This is a genomic window from Mitsuokella jalaludinii, from assembly GCF_928722185.1.
GTDB classification, from domain to species: Bacteria; Bacillota; Negativicutes; order Selenomonadales; family Selenomonadaceae; genus Mitsuokella; species Mitsuokella jalaludinii.
This window is the reverse complement of record NZ_CAKMXA010000001.1, coordinates 1,241,776-1,263,278: the sequence shown is the minus strand read 5'-3', so window position 1 is coordinate 1,263,278 and position 21,503 is coordinate 1,241,776. Positions and strand designations below refer to the sequence as shown.

Annotated in this window: 24 protein-coding genes and 2 tRNA genes; 16 read left to right on the top strand and 10 right to left on the bottom strand. The window is 58.0% G+C overall.

Going from position 1 to position 21,503, the window contains the following annotated elements; genetic code table 11:
* Positions 1-13: 13 nt before the first annotated feature.
* From trpS to QDI87_RS05985, 4 genes are all read right to left on the bottom strand, one after another.
* A complete protein-coding gene (gene trpS / locus QDI87_RS06000) occupies positions 14-1,021 on the bottom strand; it encodes a tryptophan--tRNA ligase (RefSeq protein WP_036374157.1) in 1,008 nt (335 codons plus the stop codon).
* A gap of 370 nt (positions 1,022-1,391) precedes the next feature.
* Positions 1,392-3,140 carry an NADH-dependent [FeFe] hydrogenase, group A6 gene (locus QDI87_RS05995; RefSeq protein ID WP_036374495.1) on the bottom strand — a complete coding sequence of 583 codons (1,749 nt, stop codon included), beginning with the start codon at positions 3,138-3,140 and terminating at the stop codon, positions 1,392-1,394.
* Between the two features lie 17 nt (positions 3,141-3,157).
* Positions 3,158-4,405 carry a complex I 51 kDa subunit family protein gene (locus tag QDI87_RS05990; RefSeq protein ID WP_036374156.1) on the bottom strand — a complete coding sequence of 416 codons (1,248 nt, stop codon included), beginning with the start codon at positions 4,403-4,405 and terminating at the stop codon, positions 3,158-3,160.
* An 18-nt stretch (positions 4,406-4,423) separates the two neighbouring features.
* Entirely contained in the window at positions 4,424-4,930 is a 507-nt protein-coding gene (locus QDI87_RS05985; RefSeq protein ID WP_036374152.1) for an NAD(P)H-dependent oxidoreductase subunit E, read from the bottom strand.
* A 191-nt stretch (positions 4,931-5,121) separates the two neighbouring features.
* On the opposite strand from QDI87_RS05985, the gene QDI87_RS05980 reads away from it, so the two are divergent.
* Both QDI87_RS05980 and QDI87_RS05975 read left to right on the top strand, forming a co-directional pair.
* Positions 5,122-5,361, top strand: a complete 240-nt coding sequence (locus tag QDI87_RS05980; RefSeq protein ID WP_005841398.1) for a hypothetical protein — start codon at positions 5,122-5,124, stop codon at positions 5,359-5,361.
* A gap of 117 nt (positions 5,362-5,478) precedes the next feature.
* On the top strand, positions 5,479-6,612 hold the full coding sequence (locus tag QDI87_RS05975; RefSeq protein WP_244881825.1) for a metallophosphoesterase: 1,134 nt from the start codon (positions 5,479-5,481) through the stop codon (positions 6,610-6,612).
* Positions 6,613-6,685: 73 nt separating this feature from the next.
* Here the strand turns inward: QDI87_RS05975 and QDI87_RS05970 are convergent, their stop codons facing one another.
* Together QDI87_RS05970 and QDI87_RS05965 are read right to left on the bottom strand one after the other, a co-directional pair.
* A complete protein-coding gene (locus tag QDI87_RS05970; protein WP_036374149.1) occupies positions 6,686-7,612 on the bottom strand; it encodes an NgoMIV family type II restriction endonuclease in 927 nt (308 codons plus the stop codon).
* Positions 7,563-8,540: a DNA cytosine methyltransferase gene (locus QDI87_RS05965; RefSeq protein WP_036374489.1), complete on the bottom strand. Its 978-nt coding sequence runs from the start codon at positions 8,538-8,540 to the stop codon at positions 7,563-7,565. Before QDI87_RS05965 ends, QDI87_RS05970 begins: the two co-directional genes overlap by 50 nt.
* Positions 8,541-8,699: 159 nt before the next feature.
* On the opposite strand from QDI87_RS05965, the gene QDI87_RS05960 reads away from it, so the two are divergent.
* Positions 8,700-9,212: a cysteine hydrolase family protein gene (locus QDI87_RS05960; protein WP_036374146.1), complete on the top strand. Its 513-nt coding sequence runs from the start codon at positions 8,700-8,702 to the stop codon at positions 9,210-9,212.
* Between the two features lie 113 nt (positions 9,213-9,325).
* A complete protein-coding gene (locus QDI87_RS05955; RefSeq protein ID WP_036374144.1) occupies positions 9,326-9,955 on the top strand; it encodes a Flp family type IVb pilin in 630 nt (209 codons plus the stop codon).
* Positions 9,956-10,016: 61 nt separating this feature from the next.
* On the opposite strand, the gene QDI87_RS05950 is transcribed toward QDI87_RS05955, so the two are convergent.
* The gene (locus tag QDI87_RS05950; RefSeq protein WP_036374141.1) at positions 10,017-10,445 is read right to left on the bottom strand and encodes an EamA family transporter; all 429 of its coding nucleotides are present in this window, start codon (positions 10,443-10,445) and stop codon (positions 10,017-10,019) included.
* Between the two features lie 324 nt (positions 10,446-10,769).
* On the opposite strand from QDI87_RS05950, the gene QDI87_RS05945 reads away from it, so the two are divergent.
* Positions 10,770-11,471 (top strand): hypothetical protein, encoded by a 702-nt coding sequence (locus QDI87_RS05945; protein ID WP_278742508.1) that lies wholly within the window; start codon positions 10,770-10,772, stop codon positions 11,469-11,471.
* A 62-nt stretch (positions 11,472-11,533) separates the two neighbouring features.
* Here the strand turns inward: QDI87_RS05945 and QDI87_RS05940 are convergent, their stop codons facing one another.
* Positions 11,534-12,325 carry a sulfite exporter TauE/SafE family protein gene (locus QDI87_RS05940; protein ID WP_278742506.1) on the bottom strand — a complete coding sequence of 264 codons (792 nt, stop codon included), beginning with the start codon at positions 12,323-12,325 and terminating at the stop codon, positions 11,534-11,536.
* Positions 12,326-12,539: 214 nt separating this feature from the next.
* Between QDI87_RS05940 and uxaC the strand changes: the two genes are divergently transcribed.
* On the top strand, positions 12,540-13,940 hold the full coding sequence (gene uxaC, locus QDI87_RS05935) for a glucuronate isomerase (protein ID WP_036374133.1): 1,401 nt from the start codon (positions 12,540-12,542) through the stop codon (positions 13,938-13,940).
* A 76-nt stretch (positions 13,941-14,016) separates the two neighbouring features.
* Here the strand turns inward: uxaC and QDI87_RS05930 are convergent.
* Positions 14,017-14,107 (bottom strand) — tRNA-Ser (locus QDI87_RS05930).
* A gap of 3 nt (positions 14,108-14,110) precedes the next feature.
* Positions 14,111-14,199: transfer RNA gene (locus QDI87_RS05925), tRNA-Ser, on the bottom strand.
* Positions 14,200-14,430: 231 nt separating this feature from the next.
* On the opposite strand from QDI87_RS05925, the gene murI reads away from it, so the two are divergent.
* From murI to QDI87_RS05875, 10 genes are all read left to right on the top strand, one after another.
* Positions 14,431-15,213, top strand: coding sequence for a glutamate racemase (gene murI, locus QDI87_RS05920; protein WP_036374131.1), 783 nt, complete (start codon positions 14,431-14,433; stop codon positions 15,211-15,213).
* Between the two features lie 125 nt (positions 15,214-15,338).
* Entirely contained in the window at positions 15,339-15,809 is a 471-nt protein-coding gene (locus QDI87_RS05915; RefSeq protein WP_051652131.1) for an acyl-CoA thioesterase, read from the top strand.
* Positions 15,810-15,862: 53 nt separating this feature from the next.
* Positions 15,863-16,414: a hypothetical protein gene (locus tag QDI87_RS05910; protein ID WP_081828378.1), complete on the top strand. Its 552-nt coding sequence runs from the start codon at positions 15,863-15,865 to the stop codon at positions 16,412-16,414.
* Positions 16,415-16,427: 13 nt separating this feature from the next.
* Entirely contained in the window at positions 16,428-17,093 is a 666-nt protein-coding gene (locus QDI87_RS05905) for a F420-0--gamma-glutamyl ligase (RefSeq protein WP_036374127.1), read from the top strand.
* Between the two features lie 102 nt (positions 17,094-17,195).
* Entirely contained in the window at positions 17,196-17,942 is a 747-nt protein-coding gene (gene rph / locus QDI87_RS05900) for a ribonuclease PH (RefSeq protein ID WP_036374125.1), read from the top strand.
* An 18-nt stretch (positions 17,943-17,960) separates the two neighbouring features.
* The gene (locus QDI87_RS05895; RefSeq protein WP_036374122.1) at positions 17,961-18,560 is read left to right on the top strand and encodes an XTP/dITP diphosphatase; all 600 of its coding nucleotides are present in this window, start codon (positions 17,961-17,963) and stop codon (positions 18,558-18,560) included.
* Positions 18,557-19,048, top strand: a complete 492-nt coding sequence (locus tag QDI87_RS05890) for a YfcE family phosphodiesterase (RefSeq protein WP_036374120.1) — start codon at positions 18,557-18,559, stop codon at positions 19,046-19,048. Before QDI87_RS05895 ends, QDI87_RS05890 begins: the two co-directional genes overlap by 4 nt.
* A gap of 290 nt (positions 19,049-19,338) precedes the next feature.
* Complete coding sequence (locus QDI87_RS05885; RefSeq protein WP_036374117.1) at positions 19,339-20,181, top strand: fumarate hydratase; 843 nt, start codon at positions 19,339-19,341, stop codon at positions 20,179-20,181.
* A gap of 43 nt (positions 20,182-20,224) precedes the next feature.
* The gene (locus QDI87_RS05880; protein WP_036374114.1) at positions 20,225-20,791 is read left to right on the top strand and encodes a Fe-S-containing hydro-lyase; all 567 of its coding nucleotides are present in this window, start codon (positions 20,225-20,227) and stop codon (positions 20,789-20,791) included.
* An 80-nt stretch (positions 20,792-20,871) separates the two neighbouring features.
* Positions 20,872-21,498 carry a succinate dehydrogenase gene (locus QDI87_RS05875; RefSeq protein WP_036374111.1) on the top strand — a complete coding sequence of 209 codons (627 nt, stop codon included), beginning with the start codon at positions 20,872-20,874 and terminating at the stop codon, positions 21,496-21,498.
* The last annotated feature ends 5 nt before the right edge of the window (positions 21,499-21,503 follow it).

Here is a 21,503-nt window from a genome sequence, read left to right as displayed (position 1 = left end):
TGTGATATTACGATTATTTTGCGAGCAGCAGGCCGACGCGCTTCTTGACCTTCGTCAGCGTCTTGTTGGCGATGTAGGTCGCGCGCTCAGCACCTTTCTTCATCTCTTCTTCGAGGTAGCTGCGGTCCTGAATGAGACGCGCGAAGTTCTCGCGGATTGGGCGCAGCTCATCGGCGACGGCCTGCCCGACGGCAGCCTTGAAATCACCGTAGCCCTTGCCGGCAAATTCGGATTCGATTTCCTCCATGGTCTTGCCCGTGATGGCCGAGTAGATCGTCATGAGGTTGCTGACGCCCGGCTTTTTATCCGGGTCAAAGCGCACGCAGGCCTCGCTGTCCGTGACGGCGCTCTTGAATTTCTTGAGGATGGTCTTCTCATCATCGAGGATTGAGATCGTGGCCTTCGGGTTCGTGTCCGACTTGCTCATCTTGCTCGTCGGATCCTGCAGGCTCATGACACGCGCGCCGGCCTTCGGGAAGTAACCCTCCGGCAGCTTGAAGACCTCGCCGTACGTGTGGTTGAAGCGCGTGGCGACATCGCGCGTGAACTCGAGGTGCTGTGTCTGGTCAGCGCCGACCGGCACGTAATCCGCCTGATAGAGCAGGATGTCGCCTGCCATCAGGGCCGGATACGTGAAGAGGCCGGCATTGATGTTGTCCGGATGCTTGGCCGACTTGTCCTTGAACTGCGTCATGCGCGAGAGCTCGCCGAACTGCGAGCAGCAGTCCATGATCCAGCCCATCTCGGCGTGGCACTTGTTGTGGCTCTGTACAAAGACAAGGCTCTTCTCGGTGTCGATGCCGCAGGCGAGCAGCAGGGCGAAGGCCTCGCGCGTCTGCTGGCGGCGTTTCTGCGGGTCAATGTGGATGGTCATGGAATGCAGGTCGGCGATGAAGTAGTAGCAGTTGTAGTCCTCCTGCATCTTCTTCCAGCTGCGGACTGCGCCGAGGTAGTTGCCGAGCGTGAAGACGCCCGTCGGCTGGATGCCGGAGAGGATGATTTTCTTGGTTTCGTTTTCCATGGTGAAGCTTCCTTTCTGTTCATCGGCTCAGCTGTCAGGAAAACAAAAATCCCTGACAGTATCTCTTATACTGCCAGGGACGAAATTCTCGCGGTGCCACCCTGTTTCATGGACGAGCCATGCACTTAGCGGAGCACAGGCATGCTCCCGGCAACTGACGCGTGCCTGACGTCGCAGCCTACTGCTCCCGGACTATTCCCGAGAGGTTCAGTGCGCCCTCAGCGACCCATTTGCCAGACTGCATGCCATCCGGATCGCAGCTCCCCGGACTCTCTGCAGGCGCTCATCTGACGTTATCCTCGCTTCAACGGTTTCATATTGTCTCTACCATACCACTGCGGCCCCTGTCTGTCAAGCGGATGGAAGCGCATCAGAATCGGTACTCTTTTGGCACGGCATTATAGCTCGTGTGCAGGAGTTCGTGTGCCTTGCCCTGGCCCGGTTCGCCGAGGAAGTCGCGGTAGAGCACCTGCAGAACGGGATTCTCGTGCGACTTGCGGACAGGCAGATTCCGGTCAATCTCGTAGAGTGCCTGCATGCGCTTCTTCTTGACGGCGTTCGTCGTGCCGACGGGCTGGCCGCCGCCGCCGATGCAGCCGCCGGGGCAGGCCATGACCTCGATGAAGTCATAGGGCGAGATGCCCTTGCGGACCTGCTCCATGAGAATCTCCGCGTTCTTGAGCGTGTGCGCGATTGCGATGTGCAGCGTATGGCCGCCAATCTCGAGCGTGCACTCCTTGATGCCCTGGAAGCCGCGCGCCTCCTGGAAGTCGAGCCGCTCGAGCGTCTTGCCCGTCAGCTTGTCGCAGACCGTGCGCAGGGCGGCCTCCATGACGCCGCCCGTCGTGCCGAAAATCGCGCCGGCGCCCGAGGCCGTGCCGAGCGGGCTGTCGAAGTCCGTCTCAGGCAGCTGGCCGAAGGAGAGGCCGACGTATTTGATGAGCTTGATGAGCTCGCGCGTCGTCAGCACGATGTCGACATCCTGCCGGCCCTCGCGGCCCATCTCCGGGCGCGCAGCCTCGAACTTCTTCGCCGTGCACGGCATGACGGACACCGTCACGATGTCCTTGGGGTCGATGCCGGCCGCTTTCGGGTAGTACGTCTTGGCGACGGCGCCGAAGATGCTCATCGGCGATTTCGTCGAGGAGAGATGGGGCAGGCAGTCGCTGTAGTGCTTCTCGACGTAGCTGACCCAGCCCGGGCAGCACGAGGTCATCATCGGCAGCACCCCGCCATGCTGCAGGCGGTCGAGGAATTCCGTGCCTTCCTCCATGATCGTGAGGTCGGCGCCGAAGTTCGTGTCGAAGACCTTGTCAAAGCCGAGGAGGTGCAGCGCCGTGACCATCTGGCCTGTCACGATGGCGCCTGGCTCCATGCCGAAGGCATCGCCGAGGGAGACGCGTACCGACGGCGCGACCTGCACGATGACGTGCTTCTTCGGATCCTGCAGCGCGTCGAGCACTTTTTCCGTATCGTCTTTCTCGACGAGCGCGCCCGTCGGGCAGACGAGGCTGCACTGACCGCAGAGGATGCAGTCCGTCGTCTCCATCGGCTTGTTGTAGGCCGTCGTGACGATGATGTCGCTGCTGCGCCCCGCATACGTCAGCGCCGCGATGCCCTGCACATCCTTGCAGGCGCGGATGCAGCGGCCGCAGCGGATGCACTTCGACGGGTCACGCACGATGGCGGGATTCGTCACGATGCGCGGCTCCTCCTTGCAGACGGACGGCAGTGAGGAGTGCTGGATGTTGAAGCGGCTGCAGAGGCGCTGCAGATCGCAGTTCTGGTTGCGCGGGCAGGAGAGGCAGTCCTTGTGGTGATTGGCGAGCATGAGCTGCAGGATGGCGACCTGCGTGTCGCGTACAATCTGCGTGTCCGTGTGGACTTCCATGCCCTCCCAGACCTCTGTCGAGCAGGCCGCGAGCAAGCGGCGCTTGCCGACTACCTCGACGGAGCAGAGGCGGCAGCGCGCCTTGATGCGCTGGTCCTCGTGGTAGCAGAGATGCGGGATATCGATGCCGAGCTCCTGCGCCGCCTGCATGATCTTCGTGCCCTTGGGCACAGCGAGCGGGATGTTGTTGATGGTCAGGTGGACCATCTCTTGTTCTTGATTCGTCATTTTTGCAGTCTCCGTACTCATGCGCGCGCTCCTCCAATATCAAAGAGATCCGGGAAAACCTTCATGGCCGACATCAGCGTGTTCTGTGCCGTCTCGCCGAGGCCGCAGAGCGAGGACATGCTCATGACGCGGGCAATCTTGATCATGATGGCGATGTCCTCGCGCGTGGCCGTCCCCGCGGCCATCTTGTCGAGGATGATCTTGATGTGGAGATTGCCCTCACGGCACGGCGTGCACTGGCCGCAGCTTTCCTCCCAGAAGAATTCCTGATTCATGCGCAGGAAATCGAGCACGCTTGTGCGCTCGTCAATGACGAGCATGCCTCCTGAGCCGACCATGACGCCGGCTGCGCGCAGGTCCTCGTAGGTGTACGGCGTGTCGAGGATGGAAGCGTCCGCAATCTTGCCCGAGGCGCCGCCAAACTGGATCAGCTGGATCTTGCGGTCGTGCTGGATGCCGCCGGCGAGGTCGTAGAGGATCTCGCGCACCGTCGTGCCGAACGGGATCTCAAAGACGCCCGGGCGGTTGACATTGCCCGCCACGCTAATGAGCTTCGTGCCGATCGACTCTCCGCTGCCGCAGGAGGCGTAGACGCCCGCATCGTCGAGCAAGAGGTGCGGCACGAGCGACAGCGTCTCGACATTGTTGAGGCAGGTCGGGCGGGCGAAGACGCCGCTGACCTTGATGAACGGCGGCTTCATGCGCGGGCGGCCCGCCTTGCCCTCAATCGAGCGGATCAGGGCGGTGCCCTCGCCGCAGACGTAGGCGCCGGCGCCTGAGTAGAGGTGGATGTCGAAGTCAAAGCCGCGGCCGAGGATGTTCGTGCCGAGGAAGCCGTAGTTCTTCGCCTGGCGAATTGCGTTCAGGAGCAGCGGGCGGTAGCAGGCGTACTCCGCGCGCATGTAGATGAAGCCGTCCGAGGCGCCTACGACGTAGGCCGCGATGATCATGGCCTCGATGAGATTGAACGGGTCGTGGCAGATGAGCTCGCGGTCCTTGAACGTCGTCGTCTCGCCCTCGTCGGCATTGCAGATGACGACCTTGCGTTCGCCGCGGACGGCGCGCGCCTGCGACCACTTGCGGCCGAGCGGGTACTCCGCGCCGCCGCGCCCCTTGATCTTGACCTTCGTCAAGAGGTCTGTGATTTTCTCCGGGTCCATCGTCACCGCCTTGCGCAGCGCCTCGAAGCCGCCGACATTCATGTAGGAACCGATCGACGAAGTGTCGTACTTGCCGAAGTTCTTGGTCAGAAAATGTACTTGCATGTGTTAACCTCCTCCAGCTCAGGGCAGGGAGCGCAACAGCGCTTCAATCTTTTCCTGCGTGTCGAGATGGTCGTAGACGTGCCCGTTGATGCGCACGGCCGGTGCGCGGTCGCAGGCGCCGATGCAGGTGACCTGCTCGAGCGTGAAGCGCCCGTCATACGTCGTCTCGCCGAGTTTGATGTCGAGCAGCTGCTCGAGTGTCGAGATCAGGCGGTGCGAATCGACGCGATTGACGCGGCAGGCCGGCGAACAGCAGACCTGGATCGGATACTTCGCGCGCGGCACCGGCGAGAGCTCGCTGTAGAACTTCAGGCAGTCAAAGATATTCGTCACGCGCATCTTGAGGCGGTCCGCGATGTAGTAAGCCGTCGTCTCCGGCACATAGTGGCGCTCGTTTAGTGCCTGCACATCGAGCAGGATGCCGACAATCTGCGTCGGGTCGCAGTCGTGGGATTCAAGCACCAGATCGATGCGCTCCTGCAGCTCACTCGGCAGAGGATATTCCTTCGTCAAGGCAGTAAGCATAGTAACCCTCCTAAAAGGCAAAAAGGTAACATACCAATACACAGAGATAACATCCTCATTATAGCGTATTTTTATGCAAAAATAAATGGAAAGGTATCTTGGAAGTGTAGCCCGGCTTACAATTTTGTGGTATAATGTACTTGCCCGAAGGTGTCTTTGTAAATAAGACCAACATTGTGGGGGGATTGAATATGGCAATCAAGAACATTGAAATGGACCGTCGTGACAGTGCGAGCTATCGCAAGATGTTGAAACGAGGAGGTTTCCTTTCTGCAAGTTACTTGTCCGTCAGTGGCTTTGACGTCAATCAGCTCAAGAAACTAGCGAAACGCGGAGAGCTCGATGCCGTGCGCTGTGCAATCGGCAAATCCATCCGCTGGTACTACCGGGAACGGCAGGCCGAATCCGCTCACCTTCGTGGCTTGGCTTGAGCCAGGCCCGTGCCAGGAGGCACGCCCACCTCAGGCCAATTGAGGCAAAGACCGGTCATCCGGTCTATTTTTTTCTGCAAGATTTGCTTTTTGTTGTTACATTTAGGAGGGAATCTTTTGACCTGGTTCACACTCATCATGATCGTCATGGTCGTCTCCGTCATCGCCTGCCTTCTCTTCACGACGCGCTACCTCTTCTCCGGCAGATCATTGCGTCGGGTGCGCATCGTCATGCTGCTGTTCGACGCCATCGGCATGGGCTGGTTCATTGGCCGCGCCATCATCTACCATCTCATATCAGGGCCGAGCCTCATCATCGAGACGGTCATCGTCGGCTTCATGACGCAGCTCATCTGCACGGCCTTTGTTCTTGTAGCAGTCATCGTCCGCTTCTTCTGGCGCCGCATGATGGCCGTGCCCGTCGACGAGAGCCGCAGGCGCCTTCTCCGTCATGCAGCCGTCTATCCCGCCGTGGCCGCTGGTCTCAGCATTTACGGCGGCTTCTGGGAACGTGAGGCGACTGTCGAGCGCAACTTCACGATTCCAGTCAAAGGGCTCGGAGCGGGGGAGGGGTACCGCCTCGCGCAGATCAGCGACGTCCATCTCGGCAGTTTCTTTTCCGTCGCCGAACTCGATTCCCTGCTGCGCCGCATTGCCGCCCAAAAGCCCGATATGCTCACCGTCACCGGCGACCTCTTTGACGACGTGACGCAGAACGAAGAAGCTGCCAGGATTCTCGATCGCTACGCCGATGCATTTCCCGACGGCATCTGGTTTGCGTTCGGCAATCACGAGCACTTCCGCGGCATCGATACCATCCGCAAGTATCTAGCCAAAACGCGCATCAACGTCCTCATCAATGAGAGCCGCAAAGTGCCCGGCAAGAACCTCTACATGCTCGGCGTCGACTACCCGATGGACCGTCCCCATTTCGAGGCACAGCGCAAGAATTACATGCAACAGGCCATCGAGAATCTGCCCGAAAACGTCCCCTCTATCCTGCTCGCCCATCACCCCGAATACATCGACGACGGAGCCGCCCATAGCATCGCCCTGACCCTGACTGGCCACACCCACGGCAGCCAGTTCGGCATCCTCGGTCAGCCGCTCTTCCCCGTATTCAAATACACCCGCGGCCTCGTCAAACTCGGCGATTCCTACGGCTACGTCCACAGCGGCAACGGCAGCTGGTTCCCCTTCCGCCTCGGCTGCCCGCCGGAGATTGCGTACTTTACCTTGACAAATGCATAAGAAAGTACAAGAAAGCGAGCATCCTGTGAGTGGGGATGCTCGCTTTTATTGGGCTGTACCTATATGTTTACCATTAAACGCCTAGGTCAAGCGGCAAATCGGAAATGTCTTTGAGGCGCTTTCCTTCAATCAGGGTTTGAAGGAGTTGTTGGGTATCTTCTGCAGCTGGTGTCTCGGCGGCTAATTCATTGACGGTATCGACGAGCTCGTAGAGTGCGAAGTGGTAGAGACAGTCGATGTCACCAGTACCGAGCGCTAAGGAGGCAAGGCGGGATGGTGTTGGCTCGCCCGTGACGACGACGATATGAGGAAGGCTGCCCTTGCGATTGCGGATAAGATTCAAGGCTTCGGTACGACTGTTTTGGGCACGGTCGCTTCGCATCGTCCATTTTGCGGATACGGAGGCATGCAAGATTGGCTTGCCTCCATTTATTTTACGGATGGCGGCAGACTTTGCTGTATGGTCATCGACAATAGCTTCTGGTGTATTGAGCTCTTCGTCTGTATAGAGATCACGATAGACAATGATGTCCGGTGCTACCATGTAATCGTTGCCGAGAGCGGCAGATAAATGAGAATCTCTCTTGACTAGTGCGTTGAGATAGGCCAGGTGCTCGTACTGTGCAAAGTCTGAGGTCTTGATGGCGTTCTTATTGCCGAGTTTCAGGATATGCCAGTTGCCTGGACGGATATGTTGCAGTTTTGGAAAGGTTGAACGCAAGAATTCCATAGTCTTCTCTTCAAAGATGCTGCCGCTTGTCTGCCCCTGGGCCTTCTGGCGTTTCATATAGGTTGTAGGTTGTTCCTGGGCAATGTCCGCGTGCAGGGTAACTTCCTGCAAGATTCTCTGGTGGATTCCTTGTGCGAGTTGTACGGATAGCTTGTTGCTCCGGTCTGCGTTGGACGGTATGCCACCTGCATCGACAGAAAGAATTGTGTCCAAGAGTTGCTTATGAAATATACTCCTCTCGTGTGAGAGTAAAACCTTGCTTACTGGCATAGAGGGCCTCCTTTATCTTTTCTCCTACTGCCTTTGCGACAGGGGGTGGGAATGCATTGCCAATCATGCGACAAGCACGTGTTTTGGTCTTGCCGAATACCCATGTATCGGGAAAACCCTGGATACGGGCAATCATGCGCGGAGTCAGCCGTGGCATGCCGGTAAATTCAGGATCAGGTGCCTTGTCCGCGATGCTCTTGCCTTCGACCTGCATCTCTGCCCAGGCACGACGGGCACGTGTAGGCCCCAGGTCCGGACCGCCATGCTTCTTGGAACCTCCGACGATGGTAGGTGCAATCTTGTCTGCCTGTTTTGCCCATTTCCTGGCACCTTTCCAGCCAGCTTCTGCCATGAGGTCTTGCAGGAGCGCGCCGACTGTCGGTGTCTGTTCAGGATGAGGCGCTGGATATGAAAATGTGAAACGGCCTGGCTCGTCATTGCGGATGCCGACAATGACAACCCGCGGCCGCAATTGTGAGACGCCGTAGTCGGACGCTTGCAGGAGCTTGATCTGCACGTCGTATCCCATGTGGGCGATGGAACGCAGTATGTATTCGCGGTATTCGCGGAATGACGGGTCAAGGAATCCACGTACGTTCTCCAGCATGATGGCTCGGGGCTCAATCTCGCGGACGAGACGCAGCGCCTCTGGGAAGAGGTCGCGCTCATCATCAGCGCCGAGTTGCTTGCCTGCAACAGAAAAAGGCGGACAAGGGACGCCGCCAGCGAACAGGTCGACGCCGTGATATGGCTTGCCGTCAAAATCATGGACATCTGCGCAGATTATAGGCCACTCTGGTCGATTCTCTTTTAAGATATCGCAGTATTCTTTTTCGTATTCTACTAATGCTACATGTACAAATCCCGCCATCGCCAGCCCGAGGGCCTGCCCGCCGGCACCTGCACAAATCTCGACACAAGTCAGCATAGTTACTCCTTTTGGTTCGTTCGTTGTCTATTTCTCCATTATATCATAAGATAGGCCTATGCGATATAAACGGCATTCAATCTGCAACTTGGCGTTGTCAAGACAGTTGCCTTGTGCGATAATGAAGAAAAAGTTGATTTTTTGAAAGGATCGGTCGTTATGCGCAAGGTACTTGTCGTGATTGATATGCAGAATGACTTCATCGATGGAGCGCTGGGGACGAAGGAGGCGCAGGTGATGCTGCCGCGGCTGGTGGAGAAGTTGGAGCGGGAGGAGGCGCTGCTGGTGTTTACGCAGGACACGCACGGCGCGGACTACCTTGAGACGCAGGAGGGGAAGAACCTGCCGGTGCCGCACTGCATCAAGCCGGAGAAGGGTTGGGAGATTGCGCCGTCGCTGAAGCCTTTTGTGGAGAAGGCGGCGGCTGTCGTGGAGAAGCCGACCTTTGGCTCGCTGGAGCTGCCGAAGGTCATCGCGGGGCTGGAGCCGGATGCGATTGAGCTTGTGGGGCTCTGCACGGACATCTGTGTGGTTGCGAATGCGATGATCCTCAAGGCGGCGTTCCCGGAGGTGCCTGTCTCTGTCGACGCGTCGTGCTGTGCTGGCGTGATGCCGCAGAGCCACGAGAATGCGTTGCAGGCGATGAAGATGTGCCAGGTTGTGGTCCACTGACCTGGTGACGAGCAGCTGGCGGGCGCAGAGATGGGCGATAGTACCTGGGACGCCAACAAGCGTGACAGATTGCCTGTTTTTTTGCTATACCTTTTACAAAGGAAGTGATACAGATGAAAAAGCAGAGTGGACAGGGAATCGTTGAATATGCGCTGATACTGGCCATGGTGGCAGGCATAGGCCTTTGTTTGTATTCTTCCAATGGGCAAGGCGGGCTGGCGGAATCCATCCGTTCTGTTTTCAATCAGACCGCAGAACTTCTGGGGAAGGAAAGCCTGTCCGTTGCGCAGTCTTCTAGTGAGATTATAGAAAGGCTGCATGATGGACGATTTGGTAAATTGACCGATTTACTTGGAGATCCACAGCAAAAGGGACAGGAGATAGAAATCTCATCTGACAGCGAGAAGGGACGGGAAATAGCCAGGAAGCTCAATATCCAGACAAAGGATGGGGATGGCTGGTATGTCAAGATTCACCCCAATGGTCACTATGTGGTGACTTATTATTCAGCTGTGGATAATAAAGGTACGACTTTCGATCAGCTGAAAGCTGCCTATAATAGAAATTCGGGGTACTACTATAATAAGGACGGAGAAAAAAACTCTAAGTATCCGCACACAATCTATGTGGATGAAGGAAATTATGATCCCCAGGGAAATGGGAAGACCTATTTTAAAACCACAGGCCATGTAGGTCCTTCGGCAGATGGGACAGGGATGAGCATCTATCCTGGCCGTTGGTGATATACTAAAGCCCTTGAGGTGGCATCCTTGTTGATTCAGGATGCATCTCAAGGGCTGTTGCTCACCAGATGGCCAGGATGAGTCCGCCTGCCGCGATCATCGCGATGGCACAGGCGTGGACAAGGCTGACTTTCTCGCCGAACAGGATGACGGCCAGGATGACGGCAAAGACGACGCTGAGCTTGTCGATCGGTGCGACCTTGGAGACGGGCCCGTACTTGAGTGCGAGGAAGTAGAAGAGCCACGAGGTTGCACCGGCGATGCCGCTCAGGGCGACGAAGAGCAGTCCCTTCTTGTCCTGCAGCACCTCTGCCATGTGCGAGAAGTTACCCTGCACGAAGACGACACCAATCAGGAACACCGCCATGATGACGGCGCGCACGGCTGTCGCGACGTTGCTGTCGATGCCCTGCAGGCCGACCTTGCCGAAGATGGAGACGAATGCCGCGCTGACGGCGGAGAGCAGTGCGTAGAAAAGCCATGGTTCCATGTCAATCATCCTTTCTTGTCTTGAAAATTATTATCTAAAAAATATGATTCTTATATGAATTATGATACAGTATCTGCCTGCAGATGGCAAGAGCGATTGTCGCCTGCCAAACGACCTCTGAGCGTCCCTCCTGTGTTAGACTGAGGACAGTCTGATACAGAAGATCATCGGGCATGGCAAGGTGGAGCTGATGGCGGCGGATTTTGGCCTGCCACGGTATAGGATCGGCGAGCATCTATGACGGCGCAAACTTCACATGTTTTTTGACACGATCCGGGCATCACTCTCTGCTATGATGGAGATGCGCAGAGAGGAGAGGATAATATGACAATCAAGGATTTCTTTTTTAAAGGCAAGAAGGGCACTGGCTCGAAGAAGCAGAAGAAGAGCATCAAGCCGACAGTCGAGGAGTTTGAGGCTCTGGGGCCGGATCCGTCGCCGAAAGCAGTGATGAAGCTGTTCTCGCGCTCGTACCATATCCTGAATGATGTGGAGCTGCAGAATGCGGACTACCCGCCGATGATGTTCGCGGAGTTCGACGATGGCGCGCAGACGCCGGATGAGCTACCGGGCGCGGTGGGCGAGTTTGGCCGCTGCGCGGACAATCCTATCCCGGTCAACGGGCCGACGGGGCAGGTCACGTATCTGTCACGGCTGCTGACGGCGGACACGGAGAGCCGCATGGCGTTCCACCGCCTCGGCTCGACAACGTCCCAGGTGCTCGACGCGATGGTGGACATCTTCGAGCTTGTCAGCGTCGACGGCACGCGCTACGACCGCCTCTACCTCGACATGTACCATCTGGGCCAGTCGCATAAGGCGCCGGAGGGCTACCGCCTCATCGGCGAGCTTACCGGCATCACCGGCACGAGCATCGGCAGCAGCCGTGACTTCCCGCTGCACATCGGGCAGGACGCCTTCGAGTACGCCTGCTCCATCTTCGGCGCGCCGGTCGTATCGTCGACGCTCAAGGACATGGACCTCGAGAAGGCGCGCGGTTTGGTCAAAGCTATGGAGAAACGGTAAACAAAAAGGAAGGGCTGATGAGCTCTTCCTTTTTTGTGTATATGGGTGTAAGATTGTGGAACTCAGTGGGCGCTGCCCAGGAGGATCAGGCGGATGCCGAGCGCGAACATGGCGAGCGAGAGCAGCATGAGGATGACTTTCGACTTTGTCTTCTTGGAGAGTTTGGCGCCGATCTGGGCGCCGATGGCGGCGCCGATGGAGATGCAGATGGCGGGAATCCAGATGATGTGGTCGAGCATGAAGTGGCTGACGACGCCGAAGGCGGAGGAGCAGGCCAGCACGAAGTGGCTCGTGGCCGTCGCGACGTGGACGGGGAAACCGAGCAAGTAGATCATCAGCGGTACGTGGATGACGCCACCGCCGATGCCGAAGATGCTCGAGATGAAGCCGACGCCGAGGCTGGCGATGATGCCGAGCGTGCGGTTGTACTGGAAGTCTTCCGACACATCCATGGCGTTGGAGACTGGCTTATGGGTGGAGTTCCAGTACATGATGATGGACATCAGCAGCAGGAAGATGCCGAAGTAGAGGTCAAGCATCGTCGTGCTGAACTTGTTGACGATCCACGAGCCGAGCACGGCGCCGGGGAGCGTGGCGATGGCGAACGGGATGGCGGCGCTGAAGAGCACACGCTTCTGGCGGATGTAGGCAAGCGTGCCGCTCATGGCGTTGGCCATGACGACGATGAGCGAGGTGCCCGCAATCTGGGCCGCCGTGTGGAAGTAGGGGTAGACGCCGCCGTCCGACAGGAACAGGATGAAGATCGGCACGCAGATGAGGCCGCCGCCGATGCCGACGAGCGTGCCGAAGGTGCCGACACCGATGCCGAGCAGCAGGAACAAGAGGATATCCATGTGGGAAAAAGACCTTCTTTCTTTGTGGTGAAGTGATGCTGATGCCATTATACCATAGAATGGGATGGGAGGTCGGACGAAAACGGTATGGTAGTCATAGCTGTGCAGTATGCAAATTTTTGTTCGACTTTTCTGTCCACTCAGCAGGGATTCTTCGGGCAAAGCGCGAATTATTCTAGCAAGATAACGATATAGGAAAGCGAGGCTGGCTATCATGAAACGTTTTATGGATGAAGATTTTCTCTTGCACTCGGAATTTGCGGAAGACCTGTATCACGAATATGCCGAGAAGCTGCCGATCCTCGACTACCACACGCACATCCCCGTGCGGGACATTGCGGAGAACCGCGTCTACCACAATCTGACGGAGGTGCTCGTCGACAATCCCGTCGCGCGGCGGCTCATGCGCGCCAATGGCGTCAAGGAGCGCTTCATCACGGGCGGCGAGGCACCGGCGCGCGAGCGCTTCCAGTACTTCGCGGAGTCGCTCGCACGGGCGGCGGGCAATCCGCTCTACACGTGGGTCCATCTCGTGCTCAAGCGCGTCTTTGACTGCCACTACGTGCTCAGCGGAGAGACGGCAGACGATGTCTGGTCGGTCTGCTCGGAGAAGTTCGCAGATGGCACGATGACAGTGCGCTCGCTCCTGGAGCAGGGCAATGTCGAGGCGGTCTTCACGGCTGACCATCCGGAAGACAACCTCAAGTGGCACCGCCAGATCAGGGAACAGGGATTCCCCGTGAAGGTGCTGCCGGTATTCCATCCCGATGCGGCGCTCGACATCGCCAATCCGGAGTGGGGCAATTACATGCTCTACGACCTCGGCCAGACGGCGGGCGTCGAGATCTCGACGATGACGGAGGTGCGCGAGGCGCTCGCGAAGCGCATCGCCTACTTTGACAGCATGGGCTGCCGCACGGCTGACCACGCCTTCCCGCGCATTGTCTACCGCGAGGCGGAGGAGTACGAGCTCGATGACATCGTCGGCCGCGTCATCAACAGCAAGGGGGCGCCGACGCAGGAAGAAGTCGAGAAGTACCAGACGGCTGTCCTGCGCTTCCTCGGCAAGAAGTACGCGGAGCGCGGTTGGGTCATGCAGCTTCACTACGGCATCCTGCGCGATATGAACAGCAAGATGGCGGCAGGGCTCGGCAGCGGTGCAGGCTTTGACTGCATCAGCGCGAGCAGCGACGGCGAGGGCCTCGCCTTGCTCCTTGACCTGCTCTCGCGCGAAGAGGCATTGCCGAAGACCGTCGTGAGCTCGATGAACCCGTCGGACCAGGTCGTCATCGGCTCGATCCTCGGTGCCTTCCAGACGGAGGATGAGGGCCATCTGCAGCTCGGCCCGTCGTGGTGGATCAACCAGACGCCGCTCGGCATCCGCGCGCAGCTCGGCTACATGGCGAGCCTCGGCATCATCGGCACGGCCATCGGCTTCTCGACGGATGCGCGCAGCGCCCTGTTCTGGCCGCGCCACGAGTACTACCGCCGCATTCTCTGCGATGTGCTCGCCTCGCTCGTCGAGGAGGGGCTCTATCCGTCCGACAAGGACGCGCTGGGCCGCCTGATCCGTGATGTCTGCTACGAGAACACCAAGAAGTACTTTGGCATCTGATGCATACACGCAGGATGCCCCGGGCCTATCCGGCATAGAAAAAGGACTGCCATCTGGCAGTCCTTATTTTTCTTCGTGGCGGAGTGGAGAGGATTCGAACCTCCGCACCGGTTACCCAGTCTAACGATTTAGCAAACCGTCCTCTTCAGCCTCTTGAGTACCACTCCATATGGCGGAGAGGGTGGGATTCGAACCCACGGTGCATTGCTGCATCACCGGTTTTCAAGACCGGCTCCTTAAACCACTCGGACACCTCTCCATATACAGTAATCCTATTATAGCAAAAACAGCACAAGTCTGTCAACTCGAAGCGGGCTGTCCGCCATTGCAGTACGAAACTAGACCTGCTATAATGAACTGAGGCATAAAAAGACCCGCCTTCTAGTTGGACGCTGTAGGCGGTTTTTTAGATAAACCTACTATAGAGGGCTGCCGCTAGGCGGTGCCACCTTATTTATCTTTATTATAATCGATTCGGGGGCTGTTGGCAATGAAAATTGCGTTTTTTGATTCGGGCATTGGCGGGCTTTCGGTGCTGCACCATGCGATGCGCGTGCTGCCAAATGAGCAGTTCGTCTTCTACGCGGATGAGGACAACGTGCCGTATGGCGTCAAGACGAGGGAAGAGGTCATGGGTTTTGTTCAGCAGGCGTTCGACTTTCTCGTCGGCTGCGATGTCAAGGCAATTGTCGTCGCCTGCAATACGGCGACGTCGGTGGCGGTCCGCGAGATGCGTCACCGCTATGATATCCCGATCATCGGCATGGAGCCGGCGGCCAAGAAGGCGCTGGACCTCGACGGCGAGCACCGCGTGCTCGTGGCGGCGACGCCAATCACGGTGCACGGCAAGAAGATGCAGATCCTCATCGATCGCTTCGATAAGGACCATCTCGTCGACCTGCTGCCACTGCCGCGCCTCGTGGAGTTCGCGGAGCGCGAGGAGTTCCGCTCGGAGGCGGTCCGTGCGTACCTTGAGCAGGAGCTCGGCCGCTTCCCGCTTGCGGATTACTCGGCGCTCGTGCTCGGCTGCACGCATTTCAACTACTTCAAGGACACGATGCGCGAGATCATGCCGGAGAACATGCACTTCGTCGACGGCAATGAGGGAACGGTGCGCGAGCTCATGCGCCAGCTCGATGCGCGTCATGGGCTCGAGAATCTGCCCCAGACGGTCGACTACTATTACTCCGGCCGTCGTGTCGAGGATGCGGCAGAGCTTGCGCGCATCGCGCGCTACATGGAGCGGCTCGACCTCGTCTACGAGATTCACTGAATTCACTGGATTTAGCGGAATGGGCAATATTCCTCTGAAAATCTTGACTTTCCCACTCTTTTGTTCTAGGCTATAGAATGTGTTTGTAAAGGAAATCACAAAGTCGATTTGGAGGAGGGGTTCTCTTGCCCATCATTACCGAGCATCATGTGAATTTTTACGATACGGATGCGATGGCTGTCGTGCATCATTCCAATTATATCCGCTGGTTCGAGACGGGACGCGTGGCATATCTGCGCAAGTACGGCATCACGCTGGGGGAGATGATGGAGGACGGCTATGTCTTCCCGATTACGGAAGTGCGGGCCAAGTATGTGTCGCCGGGCCGCTTTGACGACGACATCTGCATCGAGACGCGCCCGAAGGCACTGACCAAAGCGAAGATGGCCTTCCAGTACCGCGTCTTCAACAAGGCGACAGGCGAGCTCATGGTCACGGGCTTCACGCAGAACGTCTTCACGCATCGCGAGAGCGGCAAGATCACGCGCCTGCCGGAGAAGTACTACGCAAAGCTCCAGCAGGCCATGGCTGACGAGGCCGACTGGCAGGAAATGCAGGCAAAAGAGGCACAAGGAACTGCATCGCGCCGGAAATGAGCCGGTCATCACTTTGTTTTATTTTTGGATAGAAAGAATCAGGAGGAATCAACGTGACGGTATTATATGCAATCATTGCCCTGATCGTCGCTGCGGTCATCGTGGCGAAGTTGTATCTCTGCATCGCAGGCAAGGAGAAGATTGTCGTCAAGACGGATGCGCCTTTCGTGGTGGAATCGCAGACGGACGACGCAATCGTGATCTCGAAAAAACTGACGTTTGTCAATGAAGGCAAGCAGTGCGCCACCATCATGGACGCACTCGTGCGCCCGCAGCTGCCGTATGAGCAGTACGATGGCATCGAGGCACGTGGCAAGGCGGAGCGCGAGGGTGAACCGCGCGAGGACGATTACTTCGAGGCCGTGCTGATCCAGAAGCTCGGCGACCCGAACCACGAGGACAAGCTCAACATCTTCGCGAAGGTCAAGCTGACGCCGCGCAAGGGCATGACGCTCAAGGAAGCGCTCTCGCACATGGTCGACCTGCCGCTCGATGTCATCTGGATGGAGACGGGCCGCACGCCGTGGCATTACACGAAGGTCCGTCTGACGCTCTCCGCTGAGGAGATCGCCAAGCTCGCCGGTGTGGAACTCGTGAAGGACTGAGGGAGGAATTATCATGGCAGAAGCAAAACTCGATTTGATCCCGGTCCCGACGCGCATCCTGACCGAGAAAGACGATATTGTCGACAGCATTGAACGCTATACGAAGGGCAAGATCGGCCCGGATGACCTGCTCTGCACGGCAGAGAGTGTCGTCGCCATCACGCAGGGCCGCTTCGTGCGCCCGGAAGACCTCAAGATCACGCGTGTGGCGCAGTTCTGCTGCCGCTTCATTCCGGACTACGGCAGCCTGGCATCGCCGCACGGCATGCAGTCCTTGATGGACGTCGAGGGCAAGTGGCGTGTGGCCTTTGCGCTGTTTGCTGGCTTCCTCGGCAAGCTCGTCGGCCAGAGCGGCCTCTTCTACAAGTGGGGCGGTGAGCAGACGGCACTCATCGATGATGTAACGGGCACGATGCCGCCGTTCGACAAGTGCATCGTCTACGGCCCGAAGGACCCGAATGAGGTCGTCAAGAAGATCCAGCAGCGTCTCGGCTGCTTCGGTGCGATGATCGCGGATGTCAACGACCTCAAGCGCTCCCGCGTCGTCGGCGTGACGGACAAGGTTGATGGCCAGATGGCAGCGAAGCTGCTCATCGACAACCCGTTCGGCAATGCGAGCCAGAAGACGCCGATCTGCATCATCAAGAACTACAGACAGTATCAGGAGTCGCAGAAATAAAGACCGCTGCCCGGCAGCGGGAGAGGTGTTGTACCGCGAAAACTCGAGGTAGGCACCTCTTTTTTGTTCCAGTGCAAGATGTGAAAGAGAGGAAGGTTCATCATGACAAGAACGGATCGGCGCATGGCAGACGCCCTGCGCCCGTATGAGATACATCGTCATTTCCAGAAGTACCCGGCAGGCTCGGTGCTCATCGAGATGGGCAACACGAAGGTCATCTGCGCGGCCTCCATCGAGGACCGCGTGCCGTTTTTCCTTCGCGGTACGGGCGAGGGCTGGATCGCGGCGGAGTACTCGCTCTTGCCGAGTGCCACGGAGACGCGCACGCAGCGCGAGGCCGTGCGCGGCAAGCAGTCGGGACGCACGCAGGAAATCGAACGCCTGATTGGCAGAAGCCTGCGCTCCGTCGTCGACACGAAGGCACTCGGCGAGCGCACGATCATGATTGACTGCGATGTCATCCAGGCGGACGGCGGCACGCGCACGGCCTCCATCACGGGCGCTTTTGTTGCGCTCGTCGAGGCGTGCGCTTCGTTCTACGAGAAGGGCAAGATCTTCCCCGTCAAGGACTTCCTCTCGGCCATCAGCGTCGGCGTCAGCCACGAGGGCGAGCCGATACTCGACCTCTGCTACGAGGAGGACTCGCGGGCCATCGTCGATATGAATGTCGTCATGACGGGCGCAGGGCGCTTTGTCGAGGTACAGGGCACGGGCGAGGGCCGTCCGTTCACGCACGAGGAGCTCGGCGCACTCTTGGCGCTCGGTGAGAAGGGCTGCCGGGAGCTCATCTCGTATCAGAAGGATGTGCTCGGCGGCGAGCTCGTCTGGCTCGTCGGCCGGGAAGGCTGATTCAAAGAGGGTGAGAAGATGAAGAAGATCGTGATTGCAACGAAGAACAAGGGCAAGGTCCGCGAGATGCGCGAGGCGCTCTCGCATCTGCCCGTTGAGGTCGTATCCCTGGCGGAATTCGGCGCACTGCCCGATGCCGTGGAGGACGGCAAGACGTTTGCCGAGAACGCGCGCATCAAGGCGGCGTTCTACCAGCAGCAGACGGGCTGCGCTTGCCTCGCCGACGATTCCGGCCTGGAGGTCGAGGTGCTCGGCGGAAAGCCTGGCATCTTCTCGGCGCGCTTCGCCGGCTTCCATGCCGACGATGCGACGAACAACGAGAAATTGCTCGCAGAGCTAAGGAAAGCCGGTGTCGAGTCGTCGCCTGCTGACTACCGCTGCGCGCTCGCTTTCGTCGATGTGGATGGCACGAGCCTCGTGACGGAGGGTCGCTGCGACGGCACAGTCCGCATGGTGGCAAAGGGGGAGAACGGATTCGGTTACGACCCGTACTTCTACACCGAAGACTACCCGGGCCGCACGATGGCTGAGATCAGCTTTGAGGAGAAGGACGCGATCAGTCACCGCGGCAAGGCGCTGCGCGCGATGGTCGAGGAGTTGGAGGAGCGCTTGAGATGAAGATCGGTATCGTAAGTGACAGTCATGGCTCGACGCGTGCCATCGACCGGATGCTTTCCCATCCGGCGGCAGAGGGCGTGGCGCTCTGGCTCCATGCGGGCGACATCACGCCGGATGCAGAGTACCTGGCCATGGTGACGGAAGGGAAGGCCAAGGTCCGCTATGTTGCGGGCAACAGCGACTGGCCGGAGCCCGGTGCCCGCTACGACGACGTCGTGGAGGCGGCCGGCCACCGCATCTTCCTGACGCATGGCCACATGTACGGCGTGCGCTTCACGACGAAGATGCTCTGCGATGCAGCCGGCGAATCGGGCTGTGATATCGCCGTCTACGGCCACACGCATGTCGCAGAGATCTCGACGGGGCACATCACTGTGCTCAATCCGGGCAGTGTCGCGCGCCCGCGCGATGCGATGCAGGGTTCCTTCCTCGTCATGGAGCTCGAGCAGGGCAAAGCCCCAGCCTGCCATCTGATCCGCTTTGCATGATTTTTTTGCAACATCATCATGCATGGAGTAAATAATTCCATAATCCTATCGATAATCGTTCCCGAAATAAAATTTTTCTTGCGCGAAAGAAGGATTTTAAAGGCGAATCACTAATATAAAATCTGAGTGACAAGCATCACATTGTGGCTGATCGCAGAGAGGCAAAAAAGTGAACTCGATTCGCTTTTTTCAAGGGTTCGCGGGCTTTCAGAAATGCTTGAAAGCCGCTATAAAATGTGTTATGATGAACCACAGATGTGTGATAAGTTGTATTTATGGGAGGGATCACTTTGCGAGAACTCGACGCAAAACAAATCACGGAAACCGTTGCACAGCTGTGCAAGGAGGCGGCTTATTACCTGCCGAAAGATGTCTATGAGGGCCTCAAGAAGGGCCGCGAGACGGAGAAGTCCCCGGTTGGCCAGGCTGTACTCGACCAGATTATCAAGAATGCGGAAATCGCACGCGATGAGGATCGCCCGTACTGCCAGGATACCGGCATGACGATCGTCTTCCTCGAGGTAGGCCAGGACCTCCACATCGTCGGCGGCGACCTCGAAGAGGCAGTCAACGACGGTATCGCCAAGGGCTACACGGAAGGCTACCTGAGAAAATCGGTCGTTGCAGAGCCAATCTTCAACCGCGTCAACACCCAGAACAACACGCCGGGCGTCATCTACACGAAGATCGTTCCGGGCGACAAGCTCAAGATCACGGTTGAGCCGAAGGGCTTCGGTTCCGAGAACAAGGGCGGCATCAAGATGCTCGTACCGGCTGACGGCCTTGAGGGCGTCAAGAAGGCTGTCATGGAGATCATCCTGCATGCCAGCATGAACCCGTGCCCGCCGATGGTCGTCGGCATCGGTATCGGCGGCACGATGGACCGCGCCGCTGTCATGAGCAAGATTGCCCTGACGCGTTCGATCGACTCGCATAACCCGATGCCAGAATATGCGAAACTCGAAGACGATCTCCTCGAGCTCATCAATGAAACGGGTATTGGACCGCAGCTCGGCGGCACGACGTCCTGCCTCGGTGTCAACATCGAGTGGGGCCCGACGCACATCGCCGGCCTGCCGGTCGCTGTGACGATCTGCTGCCATGCATGCCGTCATGCAAAGCGCGTTCTTTGATCTGTCGAAAGACTGAGCAAAACTATCAGGAGGAGAGATAATCATGGCAGAACCTATTCGCATCCATACCCCGTTCACGGAAGAAGATTCCCACAAGCTCAAGATCGGCGACAGCGTTCTCATCACGGGCGAGATCTACGCTGCACGCGATGCTGCGCACAAGAAGATGTGCGAGGCACTCGCTAAAGGCGAGAAGCTGCCGATCGACTGGCACAACAAGATGGTCTATTACCTCGGACCGACTCCGGCAAAACCGGGTGATCCGATCGGCTCCTGCGGCCCGACGACTTCTGGCCGCATGGATGCCTACACGCCGACGATGCTCGAGCAGGGCATCAAGGGCATGATCGGCAAGGGCTCCCGTTCGAAGGAAGTCGTCGATTCCATGAAGAAGAACGGCGTTACGTATTTCGCTGCTGTCGGCGGTGCCGCAGCGCTCATCGCGAAGTCCGTCAAGAAGTACGAAGTTCTCGCTTACCCAGAACTCGGCCCGGAGGCACTTGCCCGCCTGACCGTTGAGGATTTCCCAGCTATTGTTGTCATCGACTGCGAAGGCAATAACCTTTACGATGTCAACCAGGAGAAGTATCGTACCCTGAAGGGTTACTGATAACGAGAGAAGATGGGAAGCTTTTGGGAGGCTCGCTTGAAGGCTTCCTTTCTTTTTCAAGAATCAACAGGAGGTATAGAATGTTCCATACAACTTTTTATCTGCGCCGTCTGCACTCGTTAGTCGGCCTGCTGGCAATCGGCATTTTCCTCTTCGAGCATATCATTACGAATGCTCGTGCACTCGGCGGTGCTGAGTCCCTCAACGGTGCTCTGGCCATGATGGAGCTCATCCCGCATCCGATCTTCCTCGGCCTGGAGATCTTCGGTGTCGCACTGCCGATCCTCTTCCATGCCATCTACGGCATCTACATCGCCCTTCAGGCGAAGAACAACCCGGGCCGCTACGGCTACGTCCGCAACTGGCAGTTCGCTCTGCAGCGCTGGACGGCATGGTTCCTCGTCATCTTCCTCATCTGGCATGTGTTCTACCTGCGCATCTTCACGAAGGCCATCAACGGCACGCCGATCTCGTATGAGCTGCTGCATACGCTCTTCACGAGCAGCCCGATCACGACGCTGCTCTACACGATCGGCATGTTCGCAGCTATCTTCCATTTCTGCAATGGTATCACGACTTTCTGCATGACCTGGGGCATCGCCAAGGGCCCGCGCATCCAGAACGTCATCAACGTTCTCTCGATGTGCCTCTGCGCATTCCTCTGCCTTGTCACGATTGCGTTCATGGCAAGCTACTTTGTCATGTAAGCCCC

Bases quoted from the DNA above. Each gene is read 5' to 3' on its own strand.
- QDI87_RS05875 (WP_036374111.1), top strand. From the start codon at position 20,872: ATGTTCCATACAACTTTTTATCTGCGCCGTCTGCACTCGTTAGTCGGC.
- trpS (WP_036374157.1), bottom strand. From the start codon at position 1,021: ATGGAAAACGAAACCAAGAAAATCATCCTCTCCGGCATCCAGCCGACG.
- QDI87_RS05995 (WP_036374495.1), bottom strand. From the start codon at position 3,140: ATGACGAATCAAGAACAAGAGATGGTCCACCTGACCATCAACAACATC.
- QDI87_RS05985 (WP_036374152.1), bottom strand. From the start codon at position 4,930: ATGCTTACTGCCTTGACGAAGGAATATCCTCTGCCGAGTGAGCTGCAG.
- murI (WP_036374131.1), top strand. From the start codon at position 14,431: ATGAAAATTGCGTTTTTTGATTCGGGCATTGGCGGGCTTTCGGTGCTG.
- uxaC (WP_036374133.1), top strand. From the start codon at position 12,540: ATGAAACGTTTTATGGATGAAGATTTTCTCTTGCACTCGGAATTTGCG.
- QDI87_RS05945 (WP_278742508.1), top strand. From the start codon at position 10,770: ATGACAATCAAGGATTTCTTTTTTAAAGGCAAGAAGGGCACTGGCTCG.
- QDI87_RS05970 (WP_036374149.1), bottom strand. From the start codon at position 7,612: ATGCCAGTAAGCAAGGTTTTACTCTCACACGAGAGGAGTATATTTCAT.
- rph (WP_036374125.1), top strand. From the start codon at position 17,196: ATGACAAGAACGGATCGGCGCATGGCAGACGCCCTGCGCCCGTATGAG.
- QDI87_RS05890 (WP_036374120.1), top strand. From the start codon at position 18,557: ATGAAGATCGGTATCGTAAGTGACAGTCATGGCTCGACGCGTGCCATC.
- QDI87_RS05955 (WP_036374144.1), top strand. From the start codon at position 9,326: ATGAAAAAGCAGAGTGGACAGGGAATCGTTGAATATGCGCTGATACTG.
- QDI87_RS05950 (WP_036374141.1), bottom strand. From the start codon at position 10,445: ATGGAACCATGGCTTTTCTACGCACTGCTCTCCGCCGTCAGCGCGGCA.
- QDI87_RS05965 (WP_036374489.1), bottom strand. From the start codon at position 8,540: ATGCTGACTTGTGTCGAGATTTGTGCAGGTGCCGGCGGGCAGGCCCTC.
- QDI87_RS05905 (WP_036374127.1), top strand. From the start codon at position 16,428: ATGGCAGAAGCAAAACTCGATTTGATCCCGGTCCCGACGCGCATCCTG.
- QDI87_RS05880 (WP_036374114.1), top strand. From the start codon at position 20,225: ATGGCAGAACCTATTCGCATCCATACCCCGTTCACGGAAGAAGATTCC.
- QDI87_RS05940 (WP_278742506.1), bottom strand. From the start codon at position 12,325: ATGGATATCCTCTTGTTCCTGCTGCTCGGCATCGGTGTCGGCACCTTC.
- QDI87_RS05990 (WP_036374156.1), bottom strand. From the start codon at position 4,405: ATGCAAGTACATTTTCTGACCAAGAACTTCGGCAAGTACGACACTTCG.
- QDI87_RS05895 (WP_036374122.1), top strand. From the start codon at position 17,961: ATGAAGAAGATCGTGATTGCAACGAAGAACAAGGGCAAGGTCCGCGAG.
- QDI87_RS05980 (WP_005841398.1), top strand. From the start codon at position 5,122: ATGGCAATCAAGAACATTGAAATGGACCGTCGTGACAGTGCGAGCTAT.
- QDI87_RS05960 (WP_036374146.1), top strand. From the start codon at position 8,700: ATGCGCAAGGTACTTGTCGTGATTGATATGCAGAATGACTTCATCGAT.